The organism is Stenotrophomonas sp. 3(2025) (assembly GCF_052665395.1).
This window is the reverse complement of record NZ_JBQOIF010000006.1, coordinates 70,904-96,684: the sequence shown is the minus strand read 5'-3', so window position 1 is coordinate 96,684 and position 25,781 is coordinate 70,904. Positions and strand designations below refer to the sequence as shown.

The 25,781-nt window shown below is 67.0% G+C and carries 21 protein-coding genes; 7 read left to right on the top strand and 14 right to left on the bottom strand.

Annotated features, from left to right (window positions below; genetic code table 11):
- The first annotated feature begins 12 nt into the window (after window positions 1-12).
- Window positions 13-462: an REP-associated tyrosine transposase gene (locus ACUXVE_RS06770; RefSeq protein ID WP_059065052.1), complete on the top strand. Its 450-nt coding sequence runs from the start codon at window positions 13-15 to the stop codon at window positions 460-462.
- 159 nt (window positions 463-621) lie between these two features.
- Here the strand turns inward: ACUXVE_RS06770 and ACUXVE_RS06765 are convergent, their stop codons facing one another.
- The gene (locus ACUXVE_RS06765; RefSeq protein WP_025874133.1) at window positions 622-1,539 is read right to left on the bottom strand and encodes an LpxL/LpxP family Kdo(2)-lipid IV(A) lauroyl/palmitoleoyl acyltransferase; all 918 of its coding nucleotides are present in this window, start codon (window positions 1,537-1,539) and stop codon (window positions 622-624) included.
- Between the two features lie 60 nt (window positions 1,540-1,599).
- On the opposite strand from ACUXVE_RS06765, the gene waaA reads away from it, so the two are divergent.
- Together waaA and ACUXVE_RS06755 are read left to right on the top strand one after the other, a co-directional pair.
- Window positions 1,600-2,898 (top strand): lipid IV(A) 3-deoxy-D-manno-octulosonic acid transferase, encoded by a 1,299-nt coding sequence (gene waaA, locus ACUXVE_RS06760; RefSeq protein WP_222388404.1) that lies wholly within the window; start codon window positions 1,600-1,602, stop codon window positions 2,896-2,898.
- A gap of 235 nt (window positions 2,899-3,133) precedes the next feature.
- Window positions 3,134-4,456, top strand: coding sequence for an amino acid transporter (locus ACUXVE_RS06755; protein WP_445514064.1), 1,323 nt, complete (start codon window positions 3,134-3,136; stop codon window positions 4,454-4,456).
- Between the two features lie 81 nt (window positions 4,457-4,537).
- Here the strand turns inward: ACUXVE_RS06755 and ACUXVE_RS06750 are convergent, their stop codons facing one another.
- The 3 genes from ACUXVE_RS06750 to ACUXVE_RS06740 form a co-directional block, all read right to left on the bottom strand.
- Complete coding sequence (locus tag ACUXVE_RS06750; RefSeq protein WP_025874136.1) at window positions 4,538-5,896, bottom strand: TolC family outer membrane protein; 1,359 nt, start codon at window positions 5,894-5,896, stop codon at window positions 4,538-4,540.
- A 16-nt stretch (window positions 5,897-5,912) separates the two neighbouring features.
- Window positions 5,913-6,560, bottom strand: a complete 648-nt coding sequence (locus tag ACUXVE_RS06745; RefSeq protein ID WP_222388405.1) for a protein-L-isoaspartate O-methyltransferase family protein — start codon at window positions 6,558-6,560, stop codon at window positions 5,913-5,915.
- Between the two features lie 136 nt (window positions 6,561-6,696).
- Complete coding sequence (locus tag ACUXVE_RS06740) at window positions 6,697-7,377, bottom strand: TetR/AcrR family transcriptional regulator (RefSeq protein ID WP_117311341.1); 681 nt, start codon at window positions 7,375-7,377, stop codon at window positions 6,697-6,699.
- Window positions 7,378-7,500: 123 nt separating this feature from the next.
- On the opposite strand from ACUXVE_RS06740, the gene ACUXVE_RS06735 reads away from it, so the two are divergent.
- The gene (locus ACUXVE_RS06735) at window positions 7,501-8,637 is read left to right on the top strand and encodes an efflux RND transporter periplasmic adaptor subunit (protein WP_222388406.1); all 1,137 of its coding nucleotides are present in this window, start codon (window positions 7,501-7,503) and stop codon (window positions 8,635-8,637) included.
- A 3-nt stretch (window positions 8,638-8,640) separates the two neighbouring features.
- Entirely contained in the window at window positions 8,641-11,802 is a 3,162-nt protein-coding gene (locus tag ACUXVE_RS06730) for an efflux RND transporter permease subunit (RefSeq protein ID WP_093817963.1), read from the top strand.
- Between the two features lie 522 nt (window positions 11,803-12,324).
- Here ACUXVE_RS06730 and ACUXVE_RS06725 read toward each other — a convergent pair.
- Window positions 12,325-13,233 carry a LysR family transcriptional regulator gene (locus ACUXVE_RS06725; RefSeq protein ID WP_445514063.1) on the bottom strand — a complete coding sequence of 303 codons (909 nt, stop codon included), beginning with the start codon at window positions 13,231-13,233 and terminating at the stop codon, window positions 12,325-12,327.
- A gap of 116 nt (window positions 13,234-13,349) precedes the next feature.
- Here ACUXVE_RS06725 and ACUXVE_RS06720 point away from each other — a divergent pair, with 116 nt between their 5' ends.
- Together ACUXVE_RS06720 and ACUXVE_RS06715 are read left to right on the top strand one after the other, a co-directional pair.
- The gene (locus tag ACUXVE_RS06720) at window positions 13,350-14,123 is read left to right on the top strand and encodes an SDR family oxidoreductase (RefSeq protein ID WP_049465737.1); all 774 of its coding nucleotides are present in this window, start codon (window positions 13,350-13,352) and stop codon (window positions 14,121-14,123) included.
- Between the two features lie 100 nt (window positions 14,124-14,223).
- Window positions 14,224-15,297 (top strand): hypothetical protein, encoded by a 1,074-nt coding sequence (locus ACUXVE_RS06715; protein WP_222388409.1) that lies wholly within the window; start codon window positions 14,224-14,226, stop codon window positions 15,295-15,297.
- 62 nt (window positions 15,298-15,359) lie between these two features.
- Here the strand turns inward: ACUXVE_RS06715 and leuB are convergent, their stop codons facing one another.
- From leuB to ilvC, 9 genes are all read right to left on the bottom strand, one after another.
- A complete protein-coding gene (gene leuB / locus ACUXVE_RS06710) occupies window positions 15,360-16,421 on the bottom strand; it encodes a 3-isopropylmalate dehydrogenase (protein ID WP_093817959.1) in 1,062 nt (353 codons plus the stop codon).
- Window positions 16,411-16,989, bottom strand: a complete 579-nt coding sequence (gene leuD, locus ACUXVE_RS06705; RefSeq protein WP_093817958.1) for a 3-isopropylmalate dehydratase small subunit — start codon at window positions 16,987-16,989, stop codon at window positions 16,411-16,413. Before leuD ends, leuB begins: the two co-directional genes overlap by 11 nt.
- The gene (gene leuC / locus ACUXVE_RS06700) at window positions 16,989-18,407 is read right to left on the bottom strand and encodes a 3-isopropylmalate dehydratase large subunit (RefSeq protein ID WP_222388411.1); all 1,419 of its coding nucleotides are present in this window, start codon (window positions 18,405-18,407) and stop codon (window positions 16,989-16,991) included. The genes leuD and leuC overlap by 1 nt, the downstream gene beginning before the upstream one ends.
- Window positions 18,408-18,466: 59 nt before the next feature.
- A complete protein-coding gene (locus tag ACUXVE_RS06695) occupies window positions 18,467-19,246 on the bottom strand; it encodes a class I SAM-dependent methyltransferase (RefSeq protein WP_445514062.1) in 780 nt (259 codons plus the stop codon).
- A 10-nt stretch (window positions 19,247-19,256) separates the two neighbouring features.
- Complete coding sequence (locus ACUXVE_RS06690) at window positions 19,257-20,843, bottom strand: 2-isopropylmalate synthase (RefSeq protein WP_025874148.1); 1,587 nt, start codon at window positions 20,841-20,843, stop codon at window positions 19,257-19,259.
- Window positions 20,840-21,931, bottom strand: a complete 1,092-nt coding sequence (locus tag ACUXVE_RS06685) for a threonine dehydratase (protein ID WP_445514061.1) — start codon at window positions 21,929-21,931, stop codon at window positions 20,840-20,842. The genes ACUXVE_RS06690 and ACUXVE_RS06685 overlap by 4 nt, the downstream gene beginning before the upstream one ends.
- A gap of 96 nt (window positions 21,932-22,027) precedes the next feature.
- Entirely contained in the window at window positions 22,028-22,279 is a 252-nt protein-coding gene (locus ACUXVE_RS06680) for an ACT domain-containing protein (RefSeq protein WP_025874150.1), read from the bottom strand.
- Entirely contained in the window at window positions 22,263-23,999 is a 1,737-nt protein-coding gene (gene ilvG, locus ACUXVE_RS06675) for an acetolactate synthase 2 catalytic subunit (RefSeq protein WP_059065039.1), read from the bottom strand. The genes ACUXVE_RS06680 and ilvG overlap by 17 nt, the downstream gene beginning before the upstream one ends.
- 37 nt (window positions 24,000-24,036) lie before the next feature.
- The gene (gene ilvC / locus ACUXVE_RS06670; RefSeq protein ID WP_025874152.1) at window positions 24,037-25,011 is read right to left on the bottom strand and encodes a ketol-acid reductoisomerase; all 975 of its coding nucleotides are present in this window, start codon (window positions 25,009-25,011) and stop codon (window positions 24,037-24,039) included.
- Window positions 25,012-25,781: the final 770 nt, after the last annotated feature.

Sequence of the window (25,781 nt, the reverse complement as noted above, 5' to 3'; positions counted from 1 at the left end):
CAGTCTGTCCCCATGGCAAGCCCCAGACTCCGCTACGGTCGCTACTCCCGCACGGGAAATGTCTATTCCCTGACCACGACAACACACGGCCGGGAGCCATTCTTCTCCGACGCAGGCAATGTCGCTGTGCTGGTGGACGCGCTGCGCTTCGTCGAACGCAGCGGCATCAGCCACAGCCTCGCCTGGGTGGTGATGCCCGACCACCTGCACTGGTTGATGGAGCTGCAGAAGGGAACGCTGGCCCAGTGCATGGCGTTGCTGAAATCACGCAGCAGCCGGCAGCTGAACCGGATATCGGGACGAAAAGGGCCGCTCTGGCAGCACGGCTATCACGACCATGCGGTGCGTACCGATGAATCCCTTCATGACAAGGCGATGTACATCCTGGGCAATCCGGTGCGGGCCGGATTGGCTGGTGGGCTGGGGGACTACCCTCACGCCTGGTGTCGTTGGCCGTTGTAGATTCCGGCATCGGAAGAGAGAACATCCACGCATGGCGTGGATCTACTGATCGGCGGCTGGCTGCTGATCGGCATTCCCGGTAGATCCACGCCATGCGTGGATGAAACCAGCCGCCGGGTAGATCCACGCCATGCGTGGATGAGCCATCCAAATCTCACGTCACTTGTAGAAATCGCTGCGCCCACCGGGCTGGCGCTTGAAGCGGCGATGGATCCACAGGTACTGGTCCGGTGCCTCGCGCACCATCTGCTCGATGGCCTGGTTGACCCGCGCGGTATCGGCTTCGACGTCCTCGCTGGGGAAATTCTCCAGCGGCGCGCCGATCTTCAGGAAGTACTTCCCGCCTTCGCGGCGATGGAAGTAGGGGATGACCGCACAACCGGTCATCCGCGCCAGCTGGTGGGTGGCGGTGATGGTGGAGGCAGTGTGGCCGAAGAACGGCACGAACACGGTGTCCTTGCCGCGCATGTCCTGGTCGGGTGCGTACCAGAGGAAGCCGCCCTTTTTCAGGTGGCGCACCGTCGCGCGGATGTCCTCGTTGGCGTACATCGCCTTGGCATAGCGCAGGCGGCCGAACTTCACCGCCCACTCGTACACCGGGTTCTTGTGCTTGCGGTACATGCCGGACAGGTCGACGTGGTCGCACAGCAGGCGGCCGCACATCTCCAGGGTCATGAAGTGGCCCGAGACCAGCAGCACGCCACGGCCTTCGGCCTGCATCTGCTTGAGGTGTTCCAGCCCTTCGATGTGCACCTGCGGGCGGATGCTGTCGATGCTGCCCCACCAGGAACGCGCGCATTCGAAGATGCCCACACCCAGGGCATCGAAGCTGTCGCGCACCAGGCGCTTGCGCCAGGCCTCGTCCTTCTCGGGGAAGCACAGCTTGAGGTTGACCTCGGCGGCATGGCGGCGGCTGCCGGCCAGGCGCCAGGCGATCGAGCCGACCCCACGGCCCAGCACGCGCTGCAGCGTCCACGGCAGCCGGGCGATCCCGAAGGCAGTGAACATGACGGCAAACATCGGCCAGTTGCGTGGGTCACGCAGCGATGGACGGACGGCGGTGGTGGCATCGGACATGCCGCCATTCTACCAACCCGGCCGCGTGTCTTTCCCGGGGGGCTCCCGTATCCTTGCCGCATGCGTAAAGACCCTGTCGAATGGATCCTGCGTGGCCTGTACTCGGCCGTGCTGTACCTCCTGCTGCCGATCACCGTGTACCACCTGGTCTGGCGCGGCTTCCGGGTCCGTGAATACTTCCGGCGCTGGGATGAACGCTACGCATCCTATCCGCAGCCCAGCGGCCAGCCCCGGGTCTGGCTGCACGCGGTTTCGGTGGGCGAGGTCAACGCCGCTGCGCCGCTGGTCAATGCGCTGCGCGCACAGCGGCCGGACATCCGCTGGGTCATCACCACCATCACCCCGACCGGCTCGGAACGGGTGCGCGCGCTGTGGGGCGATGCGCTGGACCATGTGTACCTGCCATACGACGTGCCGGGCAGCGTCAACCGCTTCCTCGGGCACTTCCAGCCCAGCCTGGCGCTGATCCTGGAAACCGAGCTGTGGCCGAACATGCTGTTCGGTTGCCGCGACCGTCGCATTCCGGTGTACATCCTCAATGCGCGCCTGTCGGCCCGATCGCTGCGCGGCTACCGCGTGCTGGCGGCGTTGATCCGGCGTGCGCTGCGCACGGTCACCTGCGTGGCCGCACAGTCGCAGGATGACGCTGCGCGGTTCGTGCAGCTGGGCGCGGCGCCGGAACAGGTGCAGGCACTGGGCAACCTGAAGTTCGACATCGCCACGCCGGACGTGCAGCCCTTCATCGAACAGTTCCATGCCCATGTGCCGGCCACGCGCCCGGTGTGGATCGCGGCCAGCACGCATGATGGTGAGGAGCAGGCAGTGATCGACCTGCACCGCCGCCTGCGCCAGCAGCATCCGGACCTGCTGCTGCTGTGGGCGCCGCGGCATCCCGAGCGCTTCCCCAGGGTGGAGGCGCTGGCCCGCGAGCAGGGCTGGAACGTGTCGACGCGGCGCGCACAGCAGTGGCCGGACGCGCGTAGCGATGTCTTCGTCATCGACACGCTGGGCGAACTGATGCCGTTCTACGGCTGTGCCCAGGTCGCCTTCGTCGGTGGCAGCCTGCAGGCCATCGGCGGCCACAACCTGCTGGAACCGGCAGCGATGGGCACCGCAGCGGTGACCGGCCCGCACCTGCACAACTTCGCCGAGATCTCGCGGCGCATGCGCGAGGCCGGTGCCCTGCTGATCGGCGAGGACGTGCAGGCCGTGGGTGATCTGCTGCTGCACCTGCTCGAGGACGTGCAGGCGCGCGAAGACATGGCCCGCGCCGGTTGCACGCTGGTCAGCAATGGCCGCGGCGCGCTGCAGCGGACCCTGCAGCTGGTGGCGCCGCACCTGCCGCCGCCGCTGGCCTGAGACCCGGCCTGTCGTCATCAGGTGTTTCAAGGGCGGCCCGGCGTTGCGCTGTCGTGAACGCCTGCATCAAGTCTGCTTGATGGTGGTGAATCTGTCGTGGTTGGACCGCTACCACCGCCCACGGCGTGCAAGCTGTCACATCATCGTTCGTATGGCGCAGATTCCGATTCCGCTTACCGCGTCAGGCTGCCAGCTTGTTGTCGACCACGCTTGGGCGACATCAAGGGAGCTTTGAATGATCGGCGACAACGGAGGCGCGCTGCACGCCAGCGCGAAGCCCGGGAGGCTGGGCACCGACCATCTGCTGGTGGTGGCGCTGACCCTGCTGTTGGGCGGCAGCGTTGTCGCCCTGGTCGGGCAGCACACGGCGGCTCAGGCGGGGCCCGCCATTGTCCTCAGCCTGTTGCTGGCGGCGCTGGGCGCAGTGCCGATGCTGTATTGCCTGCGCATGGCGATGCGGCGCCTGCCGGAGGCTTCGGGTCTGCATGGTCTGCTGCGTGCCGCCTGGGGCAGGCTGCCTGCCGACGTACTGGTGATTGCCCTGCTGCTGGAACTGACGGCGACCATCGCAGGGCTGGCGCAATCGATGGCGCGTCATCTGTACGCAGCCGCCGAGGTCATCGACGCTGCACCCGGGCAGTGGCTGCCCTTGCCGCTGGCGGCGGCGATCCTGGTGCTGCTGCTGGGGGCCGCCGCTGCAGTGCTGCGGACGCCGCGCGCGCTGTTGTTGGCCAGTGCACTGTTGACGGTGAAGCTGGGCGTGGGCCTGCTGCTGTTGTTGCTGGCAGCACGCCATGTGCACTACGCGCATTGGATTCCGTGGCTGCCATCGGCTACCGCGCCCTATCGCTTCGGGGTGGGTGGCGTGCTGGCAGCGGGCGTGGCATTGCTCGGCGTCCTGCTCGGTGCAGGCCTGCTGGCAGGGTTCTGCGGGCGGGTGCCGCGCCCTCGTTCGCAGGTTTCCAGAGCCGCCGGCGCAGCGGTGCTGATGGCGATGTTGTGGCTGATGGTACTGGCTGCGCTGCAGTCGGGCCTCGTCGAGTTTGCCGCGTTGGCCAGCACACGGCCGCTGTCGGTGGCGTTGCAGGGGATCCCGCAGCTGCAGTGGTTGCTGCCACTGTTGCCGTTGGCGGGCGGCGCGGGGCTGGCGGCCCTGCAGTTGGTGCTGCTGCTGTTGGCCGCGCGGGTGGGGAGGGAAGTCTGGCCGCCGAAGTCCGGCGCAGTGGGTACCGGTGCGCGTTTGCTGCTGACGCTGGCGCTGACCGTGCTGTCGGCGGCGTTGGCGCTGTCGCTGCCGGAGGGGTGGCTTCCACAGCTGCCGGGGCCTGCAGGCCTGCTGGTCCTGGCCGCCGTGTGCCTCGGCGTTGCGCGCAGCCAGTGGCGGGCGACGGATGTGGCCGGCGAACGGCGGTTGATCCCGATGGTGCTTGCCCCTTTGGCAACTGCACTGTGCCTGTTGCCGGCAGTCACGTCGCGTCTGTTCGTACCCGTGCTGGTGGTGCTGGTGGTCGGGTTGGCAGGCGGCCTGGTGCGTCGACGCGCCGGGCGTTCGCGTTAGCGCCCCTCACCGCAGGCCATCTGCAATCAATAAAAAAGCCACCCTCGCGGGTGGCTTTCTGACCAGGCCGGTCGCGCCGACTCAGTTCGTGGTCGTCGACGGGTTGCCCGCGTCCTGGGTCAGCAGGCGGTTGATGTCCTGCAGTTCGGCGACATCCAGGCCACCCACGGCCTGGCTCAGCAGCAGGCGGTTCTGCAGGAAGTTGTAGCGGGCCTGCGCGTAATCCAGCTGTGCGGAGAACAGGATGCGCTGGTTCTGGATCACGTCCAGCACGGTGCGGGTACCCACTTCCAGGCCGACCTGCGAGGCATCGTAGGCGCTCTGCGCGGAAACCACGGCCAAACGGCGCGCTTCCACTTCGCTGATGCCCTGCACCAGGGTCTGGTAGGCATTGCGGGTGTTGCGGTCCAGCGCGCGCTTCTGCTGCTCGAAACCGTCCTGGGCGATGTCACGCTGGGCCAGCGCCTGGCGCACGCCGGACTGGGTGGCGCCGCCGGAGAAGATCGGCACGCTCAGGGTCAGGCCGATGCTGTTGGTGCGTGCATCGGGCGAGAGCGAACCGGCGCCGACGCTGTCGCCCCAGGTTGCGCTCTTGCCCCAGCTGCCGCCCAGCGACAGGGTCGGGTAGTGACCGCCACGGGCGGCCTGCACGCCGGCTTCGGCGGCACCGACCTTCAGCTCCTGCGCCTTCAGCGCCGGATTCTGCGTGGTCGCCTGCTGCACCAGCTGGTCCAGGTTGCCGCGGTTGGCCGGCACTTCCGGACGGAAATCGGCCGGCAGGCCCTTCAGGTTGACCACCGGCTGGCCGGTCAGTTCGGTCAGGGCCTGGTAGTTGTCGGCCAGGGTGTTCTGCGCAACGATGGTGTTGGCACGCGCCTGGTCGTACTGGGCGCGGGCCTCGTGCACGTCGGTGATCGGCGCCAGGCCCACTTCCAGGCGCTTGTCGGCGAAGTCGAACTGCTTCTTCGCGGCCGCTTCGTTGGTCTGTGCGGCGTTCAGCGATTCGATCGCCACCAGCACGTTGAAGTAGGCCGCCGAGGTGCGCACGATCAGGTTGTCGTTGGCCGAATCGAGGGTGAAATCAGCCGCCTTGCTCAGCTCGCGCTGCGAACGCAGGTTGTTGATCTGGGTCCAGTTGAACAGCGTCTGCGAACCGTCGATCGTGTAGTTGCGACGCTTGCTGGTGACCGTGCCGGAGTTGGCATCATGGTCGGCTTCGGTGCGGGTGCGGCTCAACTGGGCCTGGCCATTGATCTGCGGCAGCAGCGCAGCACGCGCCTGCACGGCGCCTTCCTTGTCGTACAGCCGGGTGGATTCGGCGGCGGACAGCTGCGGGTCACCATTGCGCGCCATTTCATAGACCTGCAGCAGGTCGGCGGCATGGGCGGACAACGGCAGCAGGGCAGTGGCCAGCGCAACAGCGAGGGATCGGCGGATCATTGCGGCTTCCTTGGACTCAGAGGTGGAACTGGGGGGCCGGGGCGGCACCACGCAGGTAATCGATATCGGTCTCGAACAGCGACTCGGTGCTGCCATCGGCCTTCACCAGCAGTGCTTCCATCGCCGGCGAACGGCCCTGGATGACATACAGGCGACCACCCGGACGCAACCACGAAGCAAACTGTGACGGCACCACGTCGACGGCGCCAGTGACACAGATCACGTCGAAGCGGCGTTCGGTCTGCCAGGCCAGGCCATCGGCCACTTCCACGCGCACGTTGGTACCCAGGCCGGTGGCATCCAGGCGGGCGCGCGCAGCGGCGGCCAGTTCCGGATCGATCTCCAGGCTCAGCACGTCGCGCGCCAGCGCGCCGATGCAGGCCGACAGGAAGCCGCTGCCGGTGCCGATTTCCAGCACTTCGTCACCCGGCTGCAGATCCAGTGCCTGCAGGGTACGGCCCTCGATGACCGGCTTCATCATCTTCTGGCCGTTGCCGATCGGCAGTTCGACATCGGCATAGGCCAGCGCCCGGTGCGCGTCGGCGACGAAGACCTCGCGCGGCAGGCGGGCCAGGACGTCGAGCACCTTGATGTCCAGCACGTCCCAGGGACGGATCTGCTGTTCCACCATCAGTTCGCGGGCGTGGGCGTAATCAATCGTCATGAGGTTCAAATCCAGCGCAGTGGGCCGGCCATTTTACCGGTGCCGGGGGCCGGCGGCGCGCCCAGAGCATCAGCTGCGGGGTGGCCGGGGTCGCAGTGCCGGAAGTCATCGCGACCTCCGGTTCGTTCAGTTTTGGTTATCCAGCGTTCCCCGCCCCCCGCGGCGCGTAGGCGCGCAGGAAGAAATCCACGCTGGCGGCCACGTGGATCGCAGCATCGGTCTCGACGGGGGACAGTGGCATGCCGCACATCATATGCATGTGCACTTCGCCCTTCACCAGGGTCAGGAACTGCTGGCCGGCGATGTAGCAGTCGGGGATATCCAGTTCGCCGCGCTCGGCACGCGAACGCATGAAGTCGGCCAGTGCCTCGCAGGTGCGTTGCGGGCCCGCCTGCCAGAACAGTTCGCGCAGGCGCTCGTCGGTCTCCGGCGCCATCATCATCCGCTGGATCGACAGGGCCGCGTCGGAGGTGATCATTTCGAAGAACGCCATGCCGATGCCCAGCAACTGGTCACGCAGGGGGCCTTCGACGTCGGCCACGAACAGCGCGTCGGGCAGCATCTCGATGCACTTGGACTGCACAGCTTCGGAGAACAGGGTCTCTTTGTCGCCGAAATGGCTGTAGACGGTCAGCTTCGAGACGCCGGCCTGGGCAGCAATGCTGTCCATGCTCACGCCGCTGTAGCCCTGCTCGATGAACAGTGTCTTGGCTGCCTCGAGAATCGCCGCGCGCTTGCCCAGATCCTTGGGGCGCCCGGGACCGGCAGCCTTGGCAACGGGCTTGGCCGTCGGCTTTCGGGAAGTGGGAGAACTCATTCCACTAATACTAGACCAAGCGGTTCGATATTTATACTATACCGGCTGGTTCACTAATGTCCGCGCTGCAACAGCATGTTGCCGGCGCGTTCCCCCCGGTTTTCTTTTCAGGTCCTGTACCTCATGAAAAACATGCGTTGGTTGGGCGTAGGCGTGCTGGTCGTGGTGTTGGCAGCGTGCGGCAAGCAGGCCGCCGAGCCGGCGGCGGCCATTCCGGTGCTGGTGGTGCATCCCACCACGCAGGATGGACAGGCCGCGGCCGCCTACCCCGGCGAGGTGCGTGCCCGCCAGGAAAGCCCCTTGTCGTTCCGGGTTGGCGGCAACCTGGTCAAGCGCCATGTCGACGCTGGCGAGCGGGTGAAGAAGGGCCAGCTGCTGGCCGAGCTGGATGCGGCCGACTACGCCTCGCAGGCGGCGGCGTCGCAGGCGCAGCTGGCGGCGGCGGAAGCAGACCTGGTGCGCGCCCGCGATGACCAGAAGCGCTATGCCAAGCTGGCGGAAGACCAGCTGGTGAGCCGCTCGGCACTGGACCAGCAGACGGCGGCATTCAAGGCTGCACAGGGGCAGGCCAACGCCGCCCGGGCCAACCTCGCCGTAGCCCGCAACCAGGCCGAGTACGCGCAGCTGCGCGCGCCCGCCGATGGCGTGATCGCCAGCCGCCAGGCCGAAGCCGGGCAGGTCGTGAGCGCGGGGCAGACGGTGCTCACCCTGGCCGCCGATGGTGGCCGTGAGGTGCTGATCGCGCTGCCGGAAAGCAGCATCCGCGACTACAAGGTCGGCCAGTCGGTGCAGGTGGAACTGTGGAACCGCCCGGGCCAGCTGCTGCCGGGTACCCTGCGCGAGATCGCCCCGGCCGCCGATGCACAGGCCCGTACCTATGCCACGCGCGTGAGCCTGGCGCCGGAAGCTCTGAGCGAAGTGGAACTGGGCCAGAGTGCGCGGGTGTTCGCCACCGCCGGGCGCAGTGGTGCGTTGCAGCTGCCGCTGGCGGCCGTGCTGCGCGGCAGTGATGGCAAGGCCAGCGTGTGGGTGGTCAATCCGTCCAATGGTGCACTGAAGGCAACGCCGGTGCAGGTCGGTGCCTACGGCGCGCAGGCCGTGCCGGTCGTGTCCGGCGTGGGCGCGACGGACTGGGTGGTCGCTGCCGGCGGCCATCTGCTGCGCGAAGGCCAGGTGGTAACGCCGGTCGACCGCCAGAACCGCCCGGTGCTGGCACCGTCGGCCGCCAAGCCGGCGCCGGCCGCAGGCAAGGGGCACTGACCCGTGCGCCGCTTCAATCTCTCCGAATGGGCGCTGGGCAACCGTGCGCTGGTGTTGTTCGCGATGCTGGCGTTTGCCGTCATTGGTGCCTGGTCGTACAAGCATCTGGGCCAGTCCGAAGATCCACCCTTCACCTTCAAGGCGATGGTGGTACGCACGATGTGGCCGGGCGCGACCGCCGAGCAGGTCTCGCGTCAGGTGACCGAGCCGATCGAAAAAGCGTTGATGAACACCGGCGAGTACGAATTCATCCGTTCGTACTCGCGGCCGGGCGAATCGCAGGTGATCTTCATGGCGCGCGACAGCCTGCGCTCCAAGCAGATCCCGGACCTGTGGTACCAGGTGCGCAAGCGCGTGGGCGATATCCGCGCGACGCTGCCGAGGGAGATCGTCGGGCCCTTCTACAACGATGAGTTCGGCGACACCTTCGGCAACATCTATGCATTGACCGGCGAAGGCTTCGACTACGCGGTGATGCGCGACTATGCCGACCGCATCCAGCTGGAGCTGCAGCGCGTACCCGACGTCGGCAAGATCGACCTGGTCGGCCTGCAGGACGAGAAGGTGTGGATCGAGCTGTCCAACACCAAGCTGGCCACGCTGGGCGTATCGCTGCAACAGGTGCAGCAGGCGCTGGCCGACCAGAACGCGGTCAGCGCCACCAGCTTCTTCGAAACCCCGACCGACCGCGTGCAGCTGCGCGTGACCGGTCAGTTCGATTCGATCGAGGACATCCGCAAATTCCCGATCCAGGCCGGCGAACGCACGCTGCATCTGGGCGACATCGCCGAGGTCAAGCGCGGCTTTGCCGATCCGGCCTCGCCTAAGATGCGCTTCATGGGCCAGGATGCGATCGGCCTGGCGGTGGCGATGAAGGACGGCGGTGACATCCTCAAGCTCGGTGCCACCCTGGATGCCGAGTTCGAACGCCTGCAGAAGACCCTGCCGGCCGGCATGCAGCTGCGCAAGGTGTCCGACCAGCCGCATGCGGTGGAAGAGTCGGTGGGCGAATTCGTGCAGGTGCTCACCGAAGCGGTGGTGATCGTGCTGCTGGTCAGCTTCTTCTCGCTGGGCCTGCGTACCGGCCTGGTGGTAGGCGTGACCATCCCGTTGGTGCTGGCGATGACCTTCTTCGTCATGCACTACTTCGATATCGGCCTGCACAAGATTTCGCTGGGTGCACTGGTGCTGGCACTGGGCCTGCTGGTGGACGATGCGATCATCGCGGTGGAGATGATGGCCACCAAGATGGAGCAGGGCTACGACCGCCTGCGCGCGGCCAGTTTCGCCTGGGAATCCACCGCCTTCCCGATGTTGACCGGTACCCTGATCACTGCCGCTGGCTTCCTGCCCATCGCCACGGCGGCATCCAGCACGGGTGAGTACACCCGTTCGCTGTTCCAGGTGGTGACCATCGCGCTGGTGGTGTCGTGGATCGCGGCAGTGCTGTTCATCCCGTACCTGGGTGACAAGATGCTGCCGGACCTGTTCAACCCGCAGCTGCCGAAGCCGGACAGCCTGGCCGGTCGCTGGCGCGCCAAGCGCCTGCAGTGGGCCGACCGGCATCCGTCACTCGCGCGCTGGATCGCACCGAAGGAGCATGCGCACGATCATGATCCGTACCAGCGGCCGTTCTACACGCGCTTCCGGGCGTTCCTGGATACCTGCCTGCGCCATCGCTGGTGGGTGATCGCTGCGACCATCGCCCTGTTCATCGGTTCGTTGATGCTGTTCCGCTTCGTGCCACAGCAGTTCTTCCCCGACTCGACCCGTCCGGAACTGATGGTGGACATCGAGCTGGCCGAAGGTGCGTCGCTGGCCGCGACCCAGGCACAGGCCGACAAGCTGGAGAAGCTGCTGAAGGGGCGCGAAGGCATCAGCAACTACGTGGCCTACGTCGGCACCGGTTCGCCGCGCTTCTACCTGCCGCTGGACCAGCAGCTGCCGGCCACCAACTTCGCCCAGTTCGTGGTGCTCACCGAAGACGCCAAGGCCCGCGAATCGACCCGCGACTGGATGCTGAAGGACGTGATCAGGCAGTTCCCGGATGTGCAGATGCGGGTGACGCGCCTGGAGAACGGGCCGCCGGTCGGTTATCCGGTGCAGATGCGCGTGTCCGGCGAGCACATCGCGCAGGTGCAGGCGATCGCGCGCCAGGTCGAGGCCAAGGTGCGCGAGAACCCGCACGTGATGAACGTGAACCTGGACTGGAGCGAGCCGAGCAAGGTGGTGCGGCTGGTGATCGACCAGGACCGCGCCCGCGCGCTGGGCGTCAGCAGTGCGCAGGTCAGCCAGTTCCTCAGCAGCTCGTTGTCGGGCATGAGCGTGAGCACCTATCGCGAAGGCAACCGCCAGATCGAGATGCTGCTGCGTGGCCCGGACAACGAGCGTGCGCAGCTGGACCTGCTCGGCAGCCTGGCGATCCCGACCAGCAGCGGCACCGCGGTGACGCTGTCGCAGGTCGCGCGGCTGGAATACGCCTTCGAAGACGGCATCATCTGGCACCGCAACCGTTTGCCGACGGTGACCGTGCGTGCCGACATCAGCGATGGCATGCAGCCGCTGGATGTGGTGCAGCAGATCGTGCCGACCCTGGACGGCATCCGTGCCGATCTGCCCAGTGGCTACCTGCTGGAGACCGGCGGCTCGGTGGAGGATTCGGCGCGCGGGCAGAACTCGATCAAGGCCGGCATGCCGCTGTTCCTGATCGTGGTGGCCACGTTGCTGATGCTGCAGCTGCGCAGCTTCTCGCGTGCGGCGATGGTGCTGGTGACCGCACCGCTGGGCATCATCGGCGCGACGCTGTTCCTGTTGCTGTTCCGCGCGCCGTTCGGCTTCGTGGCGCTGCTGGGCACCATCGCGCTGGCGGGCATGATCATGCGCAACTCGGTGATCCTGATCGACCAGATCCAGCAGGACATCGATGCCGGGCATGACCGCTGGCATTCGATCATCGATGCGACGGTGCGGCGTTTCCGCCCGATCGTGCTGACTGCGCTGGCGGCGGTGCTGGCGATGATCCCGCTGTCGCGCAGCGCGTTCTATGGCTCGATGGCGATTTCGATCATGGGTGGATTGATTGTCGGCACGGTGCTGACGCTGGTGTTCCTGCCCGCGCTGTATGCGGCGTGGTTCCGGGTCAAGCCGGACGAATCCGGGGCGTGATGCCCCGGGTTTCCCGGCCACCGGGCTGAGCCCCCTCTGCGGTGGTGGCAGTAGTGCCGTGGTTGGCCGGGTGGGCAGGTGGGCTGGGGGACGCCGCAGGTACGTCCCTGTAGGCTCGGGCGCGCCATCCATGGCGCTTACGCCCCCAGCGCACCTGCCCACCCGGCCACGGACAGTTTCCTGTGGCCTCCACCGCAGGAAGAGAAAGTAGAAGATCAAAAGCAAAGGCAACAGCAACAGCAACAGCAACAGCCGCGTGCTGATGGTTGGGGTCGGATACACCTCATCCACGCATGGCGTGGATCCACCAACCGTCATCGGGAAATTGTCGAAGGCGGGGAGGGGGCAGCTGGCGGGACCGTCCACGGCATGGATGCCGTGGCCGAGCCTACAGGGACGTACTTGCGGCGTGTCCCACCAGCTGCCCCCTCCCCGCCTACCAAGCAACAACCCAGAGCCGCTCTGGCTTTTGCAGTTGTAGTTGCAGTTGCTTCTGCGGGCGCCCGGCAGCCGCCCGGCCGATCACCCCTGCAACTGCAGCCGCTCACGCAGCAGCGGCACCAGCCAATCCAGGAACACCTGCACACGTTGCGCGCGATGCTGCCGGTGCGGCAGCAACAGGGTCACCGGCAGCGGCTGCGCCGCGTACTGGGGCATCACTTCCACCAGCGCACCGGTTTGCAGTTCGGCCTGCACGTCGTAGCGTGGAATCTGCAGCAGTCCCAGCCCCGCGACGCAGCAGGCAATCGACGCCTCGGCGCTGTTCACCCGCACCCAGCCGGGCATCGGCAGCGTGCGCAGCTGCGCGCCGTCCTGCCATTCCCACGGTTCCACCCGCGCCGTGGTCGGCGACGCATAGTTCACCGCGCGGTGCTGCTGCAGGTCGGTGGGGTGCTGCGGTACGCCGTGCGCGTGCAGGTACGCCGGCGCGGCAACGTTGACGAAGTCCAGCTGGCCCAGCGTGCGGGCCACCAGACTGGAGTCACCCAGCTGCCCCACCCTCAGCACCGCATCGCAGCCGTCCTCGATCAGATTCACCGCGCGATCGGTCATGCCCAGGTCCAGCTCGACCTGGGGGTGCCGTGCGAAGAAGTCCGGCAGCGCCGGGGCGATGATGCGGCGGCCGACCCGGCTGGGTACATCGATCTTCAACAGGCCACTCGGCTGTGCGTCGTCCTGGCGGAACAGCGACTCGGCGTCTTCCACCTCGGCAATCAGGCGCAGGCAGCGAACATAGAACGTGTCGCCATCGTGGGTGGTGGAGACCCTGCGGGTGGAGCGCTGCAGCAGGCGCGTGCCCAGGCGCTGCTCGAGTTCCGCCACGGCCGCCGAGACGGTGGAGCGGGGCAGGCCGAGCTGGTCGGCGGCGCGGGTGAAGCTGGTGCACTCCACCACCCGGGCAAAGATGCGGAAACGCTCGATCCGGTCCATTGTTCGCCCGCTTTGGAAAGTTAAGTCAATGTTGCGGTCTTTATCCGCAATTTCTGCACGATATCGTCGTCGGCACAGGGTTGCCAGCCCGGCAGCCTCTTCCCGAGACCGATGCCATGACCGACCACCGTATCCAGGGCAAGACCGTGCTGATCGCCGGCGGTGCCAAGAACCTCGGCGGGCTGATCGCCCGCGACTTCGCCGAACAGGGTGCCAAGGCCATCGTCATCCACTACAACAGCGCCGCCACCCAGGCCGACGCGGAGGCGACCGTTGCGGCGGTGCAGGCCGCAGGTGCCAAGGCCGTGGCGTTGCAGGCCGATCTGACCTCGGCCGCTGCGATGGAGCGTCTGTTCGCCGACGCGGTCGCCGCCGTCGGTCGCCCCGACATCGCCATCAACACCGTCGGCAAAGTGCTGAAGAAGCCGATGCTGGACATCAGCGAAGCGGAGTACGACCAGATGAGCGCGGTCAATGCGAAGACGGCCTTCTTCTTCCTCAAGGAGGCAGGACGCCATGTCAACGACGGCGGCCGCATCTGCACGCTGGTCACGTCGCTGCTGGGCGCGTTCACGCCGTTCTATTCCAGCTACGCGGGCACCAAGGCGCCGGTGGAACACTTCACCCGCGCGGCATCGAAGGAGTTTGGCGAGCGTGGAATCTCGGTGACCGCGATCGGACCCGGGCCGATGGATACGCCGTTCTTCTATCCGGCCGAGAGTGCCGATGCGCAGGCCTACCACAAGACTGCCGCGGCGCTGTCGGCGTTCACCCGCACCGGCCTGACCGATATCGCCGACATCGTGCCGTGGATCCGCTTCCTGGTGACCGATGGCTGGTGGATGACTGGGCAGACCATCCTGGTCAATGGTGGCTACACCACCAAGTAGAGGCACGCGAGGCTTGGGTTTGCGCAGTAGATCCCCAAGTGGACAGCTTCAGGGCGTTCACGGGCACAATAGCGGGCTGTCCCGGGGCCGGAGAGCCTGCATGTTCCCTCGCACGATCCGCGCTTGCGTGCTGATGCTGGTTGCCTGCTGCGGTCTTGCCGATGCAGAGCCGGCGCAGACCGAGGCCCTGCGCTTCGAGCAGAACCTGCTTGCCGTGCTCGAATGCCGTGCCAATGTTGATACCCGGCGAAACGTCGCCAGCACCCTGCGGGCGGCACGCTACGGCGATCCAGCCGGTCGCCCGTTGCATCTGCGTGATTGGCATTTCGAGCAGGCCGGGGGCGCCGACGCTGCTTCGGTGACGGTCATCGAGTTGCCGGTGCCGTTGACCGTGCAGGGCGTCCGGACCCTGCGCGTTTTCGCAGACGCGCAGGGGTTGTCCATTGCCATCGACGCTGCAGCGCGTGATCGTATCGTTGCCCGCCATGGCCTGCAGCTGCAGTCGAGCACGCTGCATGAACCCTTCCGGGTGTGGTCCGCACGATCGGTTGATGGCAACACGTCGGCCCCGTCGATCATGGTGAGCAGCGATGGCGACGGCTACCGGTTGGGATGTACTGCCCAATCTGCCAGCACGCAGGGAACGTTGCCACTGGATCGGCAGCAGCGTGCAGATGCCAATGACCTCACAGCGGCCATCGAGTGCCGTGCCGACGATGCGGCCCTGCGCCGCGTCGGGCGCTTGCTGCAGCAGGTGATGGAACAACCGCAGGGCGAATGGCCGGCAGAGGTGCACGCAGTGTCGGCACCCACGCATGCGATCAACGGCACGGTGCTTCCCGTCTTCCAGATCGAACTGCAGACGCCGCTGCAGATCCAGGGCATCGCCACCGACAAGGTGCTGGCCGCACCGGCCGGCCTGTTCGCTGCAGACCTTGGCAGAATCAACGTGGCAAGCGTGTTGCTCGATGCCGGTCTGACAACTGCTCACCAGCAGGCCGGCGTGCAGGTCTGGCAACGCGAAGCGTCGCGCAGCGGCCTGCCTTCGGGCAGCATCCGAATCCATGAACGCGTGGTGGCCAGAGCCGACGACGGCACTGTCCTGACCGGATGCAGCAGCTCGCAGATGCGCGCGGCCGCGAGCGATCCGCAGAGCGCGAACATCCCGCACTGAGTGAGTCAGTGCGGGATGCGCAGAGAGAACGGGTACCGGACGCCGTCCGGTACCCCGATCACTCATCCCAGTTTGGCCAGCACCGCGTCGGTGGCCGTCGCCGTGCTCACCGCGTGGCCCTTGGCGGCCAGGTCTGCGGTGAAAACGCCATCGTCCAGCACCGCGTGCACCGCCGCTTCCACCGCTGCTGCTTCGTCTTCCAGCCCCAGCGAATGGCGCAGCAGCATCGCCGCGCTGAAGATCGTCGCGTACGGGTTGGCGATGCCTTTGCCGGCGATGTCCGGTGCCGAGCCGTGGATCGGCTCGTAGATACCCACCGCACCCGGCTCGCCCAGCGATGCCGATGGCAGCAGGCCCAGCGAACCGGCCAGCATCGAGGCCTCATCGGTGAGGATGTCGCCGAACATGTTCTCGGTCACGATCACGTCGTACTCGCGTGGCTTGGCCAGCAGATGCATCGCCATGGAATCGACCAGCTGGTGTTCCAGCGCCACGTCCGGGAATTCCTCGCGGCCGATGCGCGCGGCCACGTCACGCCACAGGCGTGAGGTTTCCAGCACGTTGGCCTTGTCCACCGAAGTGACCTTGCCGCGACGCTGCTGCGCCAACCGGAAGGCACTGCGCAGCACACGCTCGATCTCGGCCACGGTGTAGCGGCACAGATCGCTGGCGCTGTCGGCATCGCGGGTCTTGTCGCCGAAGTAGATGCCACCGGTCAGTTCGCGCACCACCACGAAGTCCACGCCCTGCAGCAGTTCGGCCTTGATCGGCGAGGCGTGCAGTGCGGCTTCATGGGTGCGCACCGGACGCAGGTTGGCATACAGGCCCAGCGCCTTGCGGATCGCCAGCAGGCCCTGTTCCGGGCGCACCTTGGCGTTCGGGTCGGACCACTTCGGCCCGCCCACGGCGCCCAGCAGCACCGCGTTGGCGGCCTGGCAGGCGGCCAGGGTCGCTGCCGGCAGCGGTTCGCCGTGGCGGTCGATGGCGATGCCACCGATGTCGTGCTCGCTGAAGGTGAAGGTGTGGTTGAAGCGCTTGGCGACGGCGTTCAGAACGGCGACCGCGGCGGCGGCCACTTCCGGGCCGATGCCATCACCGGGCAGGACAACAATTTCAGCGTGCATGCTCACTCTCGTAACGTTCGATTTCAGGGACACGGCCCAATAGATAACCCAGTTGATCGACGCCTTCCAGCAGGCAGGTCTGCGAGAAGCCGTCCAACGGGAAGGAGTAGACGCGGCCATCGGGCGTGCGCAGCTCGCGCGCCGCAACGTCGATGGTCAGCTCATCGTCAGGGCGCTGCATCAGCAGCTGCACGTCGGCCTCGTCCAGCACGATCGGCAGCAGGCCGTTCTTCAGCGAATTGCCGCGGAAGATGTCGGCGATCTCGCTGCTGACGATGGCACGCACGCCGAGATCGGTCAGCGCCCACGGCGCATGTTCGCGCGATGAGCCGCAGCCGAAGTTGCGCCCGGCCAGCAGGATGCTGCGGCCGGCGTTGTGCGGTTGGTTGAAGGCGAAGTCCGCCACGGGCGAGCCATCGGCCTGCCAGCGCCAGTCGTTGAACGCATTGCGGCCCAGGCCAGCGCGCTCGGTGGTTGACAGGAACCGCGCCGGAATGATCTGGTCGGTGTCGATGTTGGTCTGGCGCAGCACCACGCTGGCCGAGCTCAGGGTGCGGAAGCCGCTCATCAGGCCACCTCCTGGGCGAACAGTTCACGGGCATCGGCGACGTGGCCCTGCACCGCGGCCCAGGCAGCACTCATCGGCGAGGCCAGCAGCGTGCGCGAGCCCGGGCCCTGGCGGCCTTCGAAATTGCGGTTGCTGGTGCTGACCGCCAGTTGGCCGGGGGCGACCAGGTCGCCATTCATGGCGATGCACATCGAGCAGCCCGGTTCGCGCCATTCGGCACCGGCCGCGCGTACGATCTCGTGGATGCCTTCGGCCTCGGCCTGGCGCTTGACGATCTCGGAACCGGGCACCACCAGCATGCGCACGCGCTCGGCGACGCGACGGCCGCGCAGCACCTGTGCCACTTCGCGCATGTCGCTCAGCCGGCCATTGGTGCAGGAGCCGACGAACACCACGTCCACCGGCGTGCCGGCCAGCGTCTGTCCCGCCTGGAAGTGCATGTAATCCAGGCCCTTCTGCGCGGCGGCATCGTTGGCCGCCGGGATCGGCGCATCCACCGCGATGGCGGTGCCGGGGTGGGTGCCCCAGGTCAGGGTCGGGCGGATATCGGCGGCATCGATGCGCACCTCGCTGTCGAAGCGCGCGCCTTCATCGCTGCGCAGCTGCGTCCAGCGGGCAACGGCAGCGTCGAAGTCGGCGCCCTTGGGGCCACGCGGCGTATTGGCGACGAAGTCGAATGTCACCTGGTCGGGCGCGACCATGCCGGCGCGTGCGCCGGCTTCGATCGCCATGTTGCACAGGGTCATGCGCTGTTCCATGTCCATCGCTTCGATGGTGCTGCCGCGGAACTCGATCACGTGCCCGGTGCCACCATTGACGCCGATCACGCCGATGATGTGCAGGACCACATCCTTGGCGCCGATACCCGGCGCGAGCTTGCCATCGACGGTGATCGCCAGCGTCTTCGCCTTGCGCTGCAGCAGGCACTGCGTGGCCAGTACATGGCCGACTTCGCTGGTGCCGATGCCGAAGGCCAGCGACCCGAATGCGCCGTGGGTGGAGGTGTGGCTGTCGCCGCAGACGATGGTCATGCCCGGCTGGGTGAAGCCCTGTTCCGGTGCGATCACATGGACGATGCCGCGGTTGTCCGAGGCCATGTCGAACAGTTCGATGCCGTGCTCGGTGCAGTTGCGCGCCAGCATCGCGACCTGTGCTTCGGAGGCGGCACTGGCGTAGGGCAGCGTACCGTCTGCAGCGGCCGGCAGGGTCGGCGTGGAATGGTCCATCGTGGCCTTGGTCCGATCCGGACGGCGCGGCTTCAGGCCGCGCTCGCGCAACTCGGTGAAGGCCTGCGGAGAGGTCACTTCATGGATCAAGTGCAGGTCGATGTACAGCACGGCGGGCGCGCTGTCGGTTTCTGGAACCACCACGTGGGCGTCCCACAGTTTGTCGTACAGGGTGCGGGGTGCGGAAGTCATGCGTTTGCCTGGCAGGAGTACGGAGTAACGGGCATCGAAGAGAAAGTAACAGGAGCAGGTCAGCGGCGCCGCGCGAGCACGCGCAGGCGCACGTAGTCGGCCAGCGGCTGGCCGGCGGCATTGCGCGGCAGGTCGGCCAGCAGGGCCGTGGCGGCATCGCGTACCGTGGCGCGCGCCTCGGCTGGCAGGTCGTCCAGCAGTGGAGCGGCGAATACCCGCAGCCAGCCGGCAACGCCGGTCGGCAGCGCGGTCGGGCGCGGCAGGCATTCGATCAGCTGCACCTGGAAGCCATGCTGGCGCAGGCGGTCTGCGTAGGCATCGGCGGTGGGGAAGTACCACTGGAATGCGCTGGCACCATGGCCATGGGCGACGCGCGCGGCCTGCACGGCGGCAGTGATCGTGGCCACGTTGCCATGGCCGCCGAACTCGGCGACCAAGCGCCCGCCGGGGCGCAGGGCACGGCGCACGCCCTCCAGCACGCGATCCGGGTCGGGCATCCAATGCAGGGCGGCATTGCTGAACACCGCATCGAACACACCGTCGAAGGACAGGGCGTGGCCGTCCATCACCTGCGCATCGACGCCCCGCGCACGCGCGGCGATCACCATTTCCGGCGAGGCATCGACGCCCAGCATGTGTGCGCCGCTGAGGGCCAGTTCGGTGGTGAGCACGCCATCGCCACACCCCAGGTCGAGAATGCGCTCTCCCGCACGCGCATCGAGCAGGCGCGCCACGGCGCCACCGAGGGTCGGCACGAAGCCGGCATCGATCGCATAGTCCTGGGCATTCCACTGCTGGCCAGCGCTGCTGGTGGTGGTCGCGGTGTCGAAGGCGCTCATCTCACATTCCTCAGGCAGTGGCGGTGGCAGGTGATTCAGTACTGATGCCGGCGTTGGCCTGGCGCTGGCGCAGCAGACGGTTGGCCACGTCCAGCCAGGCCAGCGCGGACGCTTCGATGATGTCCTTGCTGGTACCGGTGCCGTCGTACTCCACGCCCTCGTGGCGCACGCTCAGGTTGGCCTCGCCACGCGCGTCGGCGCCGATGCCGACGCTGTGCACGTGGTAGCTGTCCAGCATCAGCTGCACGCCGGTGGCGGCCGACAACGCGCCGAACAGCGCATCGACCGGGCCGTCGCCCTGCGCGGTCTCGGCCACGCGGTTGCCGTCCGGGTCGGACAGTTCGACCAGCGCGTTGGCGCGGCTGCCGACATCGCTGATGGTCATCGAAGCCAGACGGTAGCCCTGGGCATTGGAGCCGCCCTGCATCAGCGTCTGCAGGTCGGCATCGGTGACAACGCGCTGCTGCTCGCACAGCCCCTTGAACTGCTCGAACACCAGCTTCAGCTCGTCTTCTTCCAGCCAGAAGCCCAGTGCGCGCAGGCGGGCTTCGACGGCAGCGCGGCCACTGTGGCGGCCCAGCACCATCTGCGAATCTTCCCAGCCCACGTCTTCCGGACGCATGATTTCGTAGGTGCCGCGGTGGCGCAGCATGCCGTGCTGATGGATGCCCGACTCATGGGCGAAGGCATTGGCACCCACGATGGCCTTGTTGCGCTGTACCGGCATGCCGACCAGGCGCTGCAGCAGCTGCGAGGTGCCGACGATGCGCGGGGTGTCGATGGCGGTGTCCTGCTCGTAGAAAGCCTGGCGCACCTTCAGCACCATCGCGATCTCTTCCAGCGAGCAGTTGCCGGCGCGCTCACCGATGCCGTTGACGGTGCATTCGACCTGGCGCGCGCCGCCTTCGATGGCGGCCAGCGAGTTGGCCACGGCCAGGCCCAGGTCGTTGTGGCAGTGGGCGCTGAAGATCACGTTGGCTGCGTTCGGCACATCGGCGACGCCAGCGATGACCTGCTGGAACATCGTGCGGATCTCTTCCGGCGTGGTGAAGCCGACGGTGTCGGGCAGGTTGATGGTGGTGGCGCCGGCAGCGATCGCCACGCGCGAGACCTCGATCAGGTAGTCCAGTTCGGTGCGGGTGGCGTCCTCGGCGGAGAACTCCACGTCATCGATGTAGGAGCGGGCCAGCGCTACGTGCCTGCGTACCGATTCCAGTACCTGCTCGCGGGTCATCCGCAGCTTGTGCTCACGGTGCAGCGGGCTGGTCGACAGGAACACATGCAGGCGCGGGTTGGCAGCGGCTTCCAGCGCACGCGCCGAGGTTTCGATGTCGGCCTGCAGGCAGCGCGACAGCACCGCCAGGCTCAGGCTCGGACGGCGCAGTTCGCGGCCGATCAGGGCCATCGCTTCGCGGTCGGACTGCGAGCTGGCCGGGAAGCCGGTCTCGATGATGTCCACGCCCAGTTCGTCCAGCGCACGCGCCATCACCAGCTTCTGCGGCGGGCTCATGCTGCAGCCGGGGGACTGCTCGCCGTCACGCAGGGTGGTGTCGAAGATGCGGATGCGCGGGGTGGTAATTCGTTCGATGGTGGTCACAGGGAAATCTCCTCGACAGCGGGTGCGACGGCTTGCAGGGGGGAAGGGGAAGGCGTGGGAAAAGCGGTGGCGGTCGCCTTGCCGGGCGAGCGCGGGGCTTCTGCCCGGCGTCGGCGCGGCTTGCGTGGCGGGCGTGGACGGATGTCGGTGAGCAGGCCGGCGAGCACGCCGGCATCGATGTTGCCGCCGGAGACGACCGCGCACTTGCGGCGCCCGGCGACGCGACGGCCGGCAGCCAGTGCCAGCGCACCGGCGCCTTCGGCGATGATGTGTTCTTCCAGTGCCAGCCGCACCAGGGTCTCGCGCAGCTCGGCTTCGCGCACGATCACCACATCGTCCAGCAGCGAGGTACACAGGCGACGGGTCAGGAAGCCGGGGATCTTCACCCGCACGCCATCGGCCAGCGACGGCACAGGATTGATCTCGCGCACGTCGCCGCGGATCGCACGGGCCATCGAATCGACTCCCTCGACCTGCGCGCCGACGATGCGCACGCCCTGCGATTTCAGCGCCAGCGCGACGCCGGATGCCAGGCCGCCACCGCCGATCGGTACGATCACCACGTCCGGCGCGTGTGCGGCCAGCTCGATGCCGACGGTGCCCTGGCCGGCGATGACATCGGCATCGTCGAACGCGGACAGGAAGCGATAGCCATGACGCTGCGCCAGTTCGACGGCGAACGCATAGGCCTCGTCATAGCTGTTGCCATGCTGGCGCACCGTTGCGCCCCAGTGGGCGACGCCAGCGATCTTGGTGGCCGGTGCGCCATGCGGCATCACGGTGATGGCCGGCACATCCAGGCGATAGGCGGCCCAGGCCACGCCCTGGGCGTGGTTGCCGGCCGAGGCGCAGATCACCGGCCGGGTATCGCCACGTTCGCGGGCGGCCAGCAGGGCATTCAGGGCGCCGCGTACCTTGTACGAACCGGTACGCTGCAGGTTCTCCAACTTCAGCCAGGTGCCGAAGCGCTCGGCATGATGCAGTGGAGTGGGCGGCAGGAAGCGGCGCAGGCGGGCCTGCGCGGCCAGTACGTCGGCAACGGTTACGTCGCCGACATCGCTTTCCTTGCTGGCATCAGCAGCCGGCATGGGCCACCAGCGGCGTGTTGCGGAACACCGCATGCGGGCACGGGCGGCGAAGAAGACGCCTCCGTACCGGCACCGTGTTGCATACGGTACGGGCATTCATGCGGATGCTCCTTCCAGTGCGGTCATCTGCACCGAAACGCAGTCGTAGATCTTTTCCATCTGCCGGCACAGCGTTTCCGGCGGGCGCTGGCTGTCCACCACCAGTTGCAGGTGCCAACGGCCATCATCGGCGGCCACCGGCGCACCGGTGATCGCGCGCGGCGCGAAACCGCGGCGTTCGGCCATGCCGATCACGCGCAGCAGCGCGCCCTCGGCCGGTTGCAGCACCAGGTCAAGCCGGTATTGCATTGGGGATCTCCTGGCGTGCATGTGCAGGGTTGCTTTCCAGCATGGTGCTGTTGGCGGTATTGGGCGGCACCAGCGGCCACACGTTCGCGCGTGCATCGATGGCCACGTGCAGCAGGGCCGGGCCGGGTTCGGCCAGCAGCGCGGCCAGGCCACCTTCGACGTCATCACGTGCGTCGATGCGCGTGGCCGCGATGCCGAACACCTTGGCCAGGGCGACGAAGTCCGGGTTGTCGGACAGGTCGATCTCGCTGTAACGCTCGGCAAAGAACAGTTCCTGCCACTGCCGCACCATGCCCAGCGAACTGTTGTCCAGCAGGATGATCTTCACCGGCAGGCGGCAGCGGGCGATGGTCGCCAGCTCCTGCACGTTCATCATGAAGCTGCCATCGCCGGACACCAGCACCACCGTGCGCTCGGGGCAGGCGAACTGCGCGCCCATCGCCGCTGGCAGGCCGAAGCCCATCGTGCCCAGTGCGCCGCTGGTCAGGTGGTTGCGCGGATGAGTGAAGCGGCAGTGCTGCGCAACCCACATCTGGTGCTGGCCGACGTCGCAGGCGACCACCGTATCGGCCGGCGCCAGTTCGCTCAGGCGCTTCAGCAGCGCCGGGGCGTAGATGTGCTGGCCGGGTGCGTCGTAGCGCGCGGCGAAACGATCGCGATGCTGTGCGCAGCGCTTGCGCCATGCGTCCTGGTGGGCCTTGGGGGAGGGGAAGGCCGCACGCAGGGCGCGGATGGCGTGGCCGACGTTGCCGGGCACGGCGACATCAGCGCTGCGCAGCTTGGAGATCTCGTACGCATCGGCATCGATGTGCACCACGCGGGCAAACGGTGCGAACTCGGCCAGCTTGCCGGTCGCCCGATCATCGAAGCGCGCACCCAGCACCAGCAGCAGATCGCTTTCCTGCACGGCCATGTTCGCCGCGCGGGTGCCGTGCATGCCCAGCATGCCCAGCGACTGCGGGTGCTGGGGAGGCAGCGCGCCCAGCCCACGCAGGGTCATCACGGTGGGGATGGCGCTGGCTTCGACGAATTCGCGCAGGTCCTGCACGGCATCGCCCAGGGCGATGCCACCACCGGCGTAGACCACCGGCTTCTCGGCCGCCGCCAGCGCCGCGATGGCCTCGGCGATGGCCGCGTCGGCAGGGGCTGGCGGCGGTTCCACATTGGCCGGCACATGCGCCGGCAGGTGGCTGGCATCGGCCAGCTGCACGTCCTTGGGCAGATCGATCAGCACCGGGCCGGGACGGCCTTCGCGGGCGATGCGGAAAGCATCGGCCACCACGCGCGGCAGGTCATCGACGCTGCGCACCAGCCAGCTGTGCTTGACGATCGGCATCGTCAGGCCGAACACGTCCAGTTCCTGGAACGCATCGGTGCCCAGCAGCGGCGTGGCGACCTGGCCGGTGATGCAGACCATCGGCACCGAATCGAGCATCGCATCGGCGATGCCGGTGACCAGGTTCGAGGCGCCCGGCCCGGAGGTCGCCACGCAGACGCCGACCTGGCCACTGGCGCGCGCAAAGCCGTTGGCGGCCAGTGCAGCGCCCTGCTCATGGCGCACCAGGATGTGCTTCAGCGACGAATCCACCAGCGCGTCGTAGAACGGCATGATGGTGCCGCCCGGATAGCCGAACAGCGTACGGACACCCTCGGCCTCCAGCGCCTGGGTCAGCCAGCGCGCGCCGTTGGGCGGCGCGCTGCGGTGTGTGGGAGAGTTCATGGGGGAACCTTGCAGAGCGGGTGGGGGTGCCGCGTTGTTACGCGGCTTGACCTTGCAACCAGACCATCTTGGCGCGCAGTTCCTTGCCTACCTTCTCGATCGGGTGCTCCAGGTCGGCCTGCTTGAACTTGTTGTAGTTCGGCAGGCCCGCTTCGTACTCGGCCACCCAGTTCTTGGTGAAGGTGCCGTCCTGGATGTCCTTCAGCACTTCCTTCATGCGCGCCTTGGTACCGGCGTCGATCACCCGCGGGCCGCTGACGTAGTCGCCGTACTGCGCGGTCTCGGAGATGAACTCCAGCATCCGCGAGATGCCGCCTTCGTAGAACAGGTCGACGATCAGCTTCAGTTCGTGCAGCACTTCGTAGTAGGCGATTTCCGGCTGGTAACCGGCTTCGACCAGCGTCTCGAAGCCCGCCTGCACCAGTGCCGAAGCGCCGCCGCACAGCACCGCCTGCTCGCCGAACAGATCGGTTTCGGTTTCTTCCTTGAAGGTGGTCTGGATCAGGTTGGCGCGCGCACCACCCAGGCCGGCCGCATAGGCGAGCGCGTACTCGGCGGCCTTGCCGCTCTTGTCCTGGTAGACCGCCCAGATGCATGGCACACCGCGGCCGATTTCATATTCGCGACGGACCAGTGCACCCGGGCCCTTCGGTGCGACCAGCACGACGTCCAGGTCTTCGCGCGGCTTGATCATGTCGAAGTGCACATTCAGACCATGCGCGAACAGCAGCACCGCGCCCTGCTTCATGTTCGACGCCAGCACGTCCTCGTACAGCTTCTTCTGCACCATGTCCGGGGTCAGTACCGCGACCAGGTCGGCATCCTTCACCGCATCGGCCGGTGCCTTCACGGTGAAGCCATCGGCCTGTGCCTTGACCTCGGTGGGGCCGCCCGGACGCAGGCCTACCACCACATCGAAGCCGGATTCACGCAGGTTCAGCGCGTGCGCGCGGCCCTGGCTGCCGTAGCCGATGACGGCGATCTTGGTCTGGGGCAGTTCGTTGGTGCTCATGGGGGAGGTTCCTTGCGGGTGGGAAGAAAAAAGACGGCCGGCAGTCGAAGCGACGTACCGGCCGGTCAGGGAAAAGTGGCGAGGGCAACGCCGCGCATCGCACAGGTACTGCCACCACGAGAGTTCGTGGTGCAGCAGGTCCAGATTGTGGAGGAGGCGGTGGTCATGGTGGTTGCGTCTGAAACCAGGTCCTGAAATGAAAAAACCCGCACCTGGGCGGGTGCGGGTTTTTGAAGAGTTCCGGTGTGTTTGTTGCTTACACGCTGGCTCGTCCCGCACCTGTTGGTTGGGTAATAAGTACGAGCACAAGAATCGAACGCAGCGAGGCGGCGCCGGTATCGACGGCTTCGATGTGGGTTCGCGGTGGTGTGTTGTGATGCAACATGTGATCGAGAAAAACACAGCCATTTCCGCCGTGTCAACCCTCGTAGCACTATTTCCGTCAGTTTCCGCTGCATGCAGTGCAATCGCTTGTGGCACAAGGATGGTTGCTGCTGAAAGTGTTTCGGTGAACCCGAATTCACTCTTTTCAACGGGTTTTTTGCGCGGATTCCGGCGATACCAGCTGCGCTCGCCGGGGAGTGCAGCGCCCTCAGGTGCCGCGGGAGATTCGGCGCGCATTGCGATGCGTTCGTGGCAATGGCGCCCGTGGCTCCATGAAGCGCCCCATGACCTATGCCCGATGGCCCCCGGTCGCGGTAGCGGCGAAGATCGGGTCACCACCCCTTCCCTCGGAACCTGACCGTGTCCCGACGTCTTGCCCGTTCCCT

Excerpts from the sequence above, each read along its gene's own strand:
- ACUXVE_RS06715 (WP_222388409.1), top strand. The coding sequence starts at position 14,224 with ATGTTCCCTCGCACGATCCGCGCTTGCGTGCTGATGCTGGTTGCCTGC.
- ACUXVE_RS06755 (WP_445514064.1), top strand. The coding sequence starts at position 3,134 with ATGATCGGCGACAACGGAGGCGCGCTGCACGCCAGCGCGAAGCCCGGG.
- ACUXVE_RS06770 (WP_059065052.1), top strand. The coding sequence starts at position 13 with ATGGCAAGCCCCAGACTCCGCTACGGTCGCTACTCCCGCACGGGAAAT.
- ACUXVE_RS06750 (WP_025874136.1), bottom strand. The coding sequence starts at position 5,896 with ATGATCCGCCGATCCCTCGCTGTTGCGCTGGCCACTGCCCTGCTGCCG.
- ACUXVE_RS06740 (WP_117311341.1), bottom strand. The coding sequence starts at position 7,377 with ATGAGTTCTCCCACTTCCCGAAAGCCGACGGCCAAGCCCGTTGCCAAG.
- ilvG (WP_059065039.1), bottom strand. The coding sequence starts at position 23,999 with ATGAACTCTCCCACACACCGCAGCGCGCCGCCCAACGGCGCGCGCTGG.
- leuB (WP_093817959.1), bottom strand. The coding sequence starts at position 16,421 with ATGCACGCTGAAATTGTTGTCCTGCCCGGTGATGGCATCGGCCCGGAA.
- leuC (WP_222388411.1), bottom strand. The coding sequence starts at position 18,407 with ATGACTTCCGCACCCCGCACCCTGTACGACAAACTGTGGGACGCCCAC.
- ACUXVE_RS06725 (WP_445514063.1), bottom strand. The coding sequence starts at position 13,233 with ATGGACCGGATCGAGCGTTTCCGCATCTTTGCCCGGGTGGTGGAGTGC.
- ACUXVE_RS06720 (WP_049465737.1), top strand. The coding sequence starts at position 13,350 with ATGACCGACCACCGTATCCAGGGCAAGACCGTGCTGATCGCCGGCGGT.
- ACUXVE_RS06685 (WP_445514061.1), bottom strand. The coding sequence starts at position 21,931 with ATGCCGGCTGCTGATGCCAGCAAGGAAAGCGATGTCGGCGACGTAACC.
- leuD (WP_093817958.1), bottom strand. The coding sequence starts at position 16,989 with ATGAGCGGCTTCCGCACCCTGAGCTCGGCCAGCGTGGTGCTGCGCCAG.
- ACUXVE_RS06695 (WP_445514062.1), bottom strand. The coding sequence starts at position 19,246 with ATGAGCGCCTTCGACACCGCGACCACCACCAGCAGCGCTGGCCAGCAG.
- ACUXVE_RS06735 (WP_222388406.1), top strand. The coding sequence starts at position 7,501 with ATGAAAAACATGCGTTGGTTGGGCGTAGGCGTGCTGGTCGTGGTGTTG.
- ilvC (WP_025874152.1), bottom strand. The coding sequence starts at position 25,011 with ATGAGCACCAACGAACTGCCCCAGACCAAGATCGCCGTCATCGGCTAC.
- ACUXVE_RS06765 (WP_025874133.1), bottom strand. The coding sequence starts at position 1,539 with ATGTCCGATGCCACCACCGCCGTCCGTCCATCGCTGCGTGACCCACGC.
- ACUXVE_RS06745 (WP_222388405.1), bottom strand. The coding sequence starts at position 6,560 with ATGACGATTGATTACGCCCACGCCCGCGAACTGATGGTGGAACAGCAG.
- waaA (WP_222388404.1), top strand. The coding sequence starts at position 1,600 with ATGCGTAAAGACCCTGTCGAATGGATCCTGCGTGGCCTGTACTCGGCC.
- ACUXVE_RS06680 (WP_025874150.1), bottom strand. The coding sequence starts at position 22,279 with ATGCAATACCGGCTTGACCTGGTGCTGCAACCGGCCGAGGGCGCGCTG.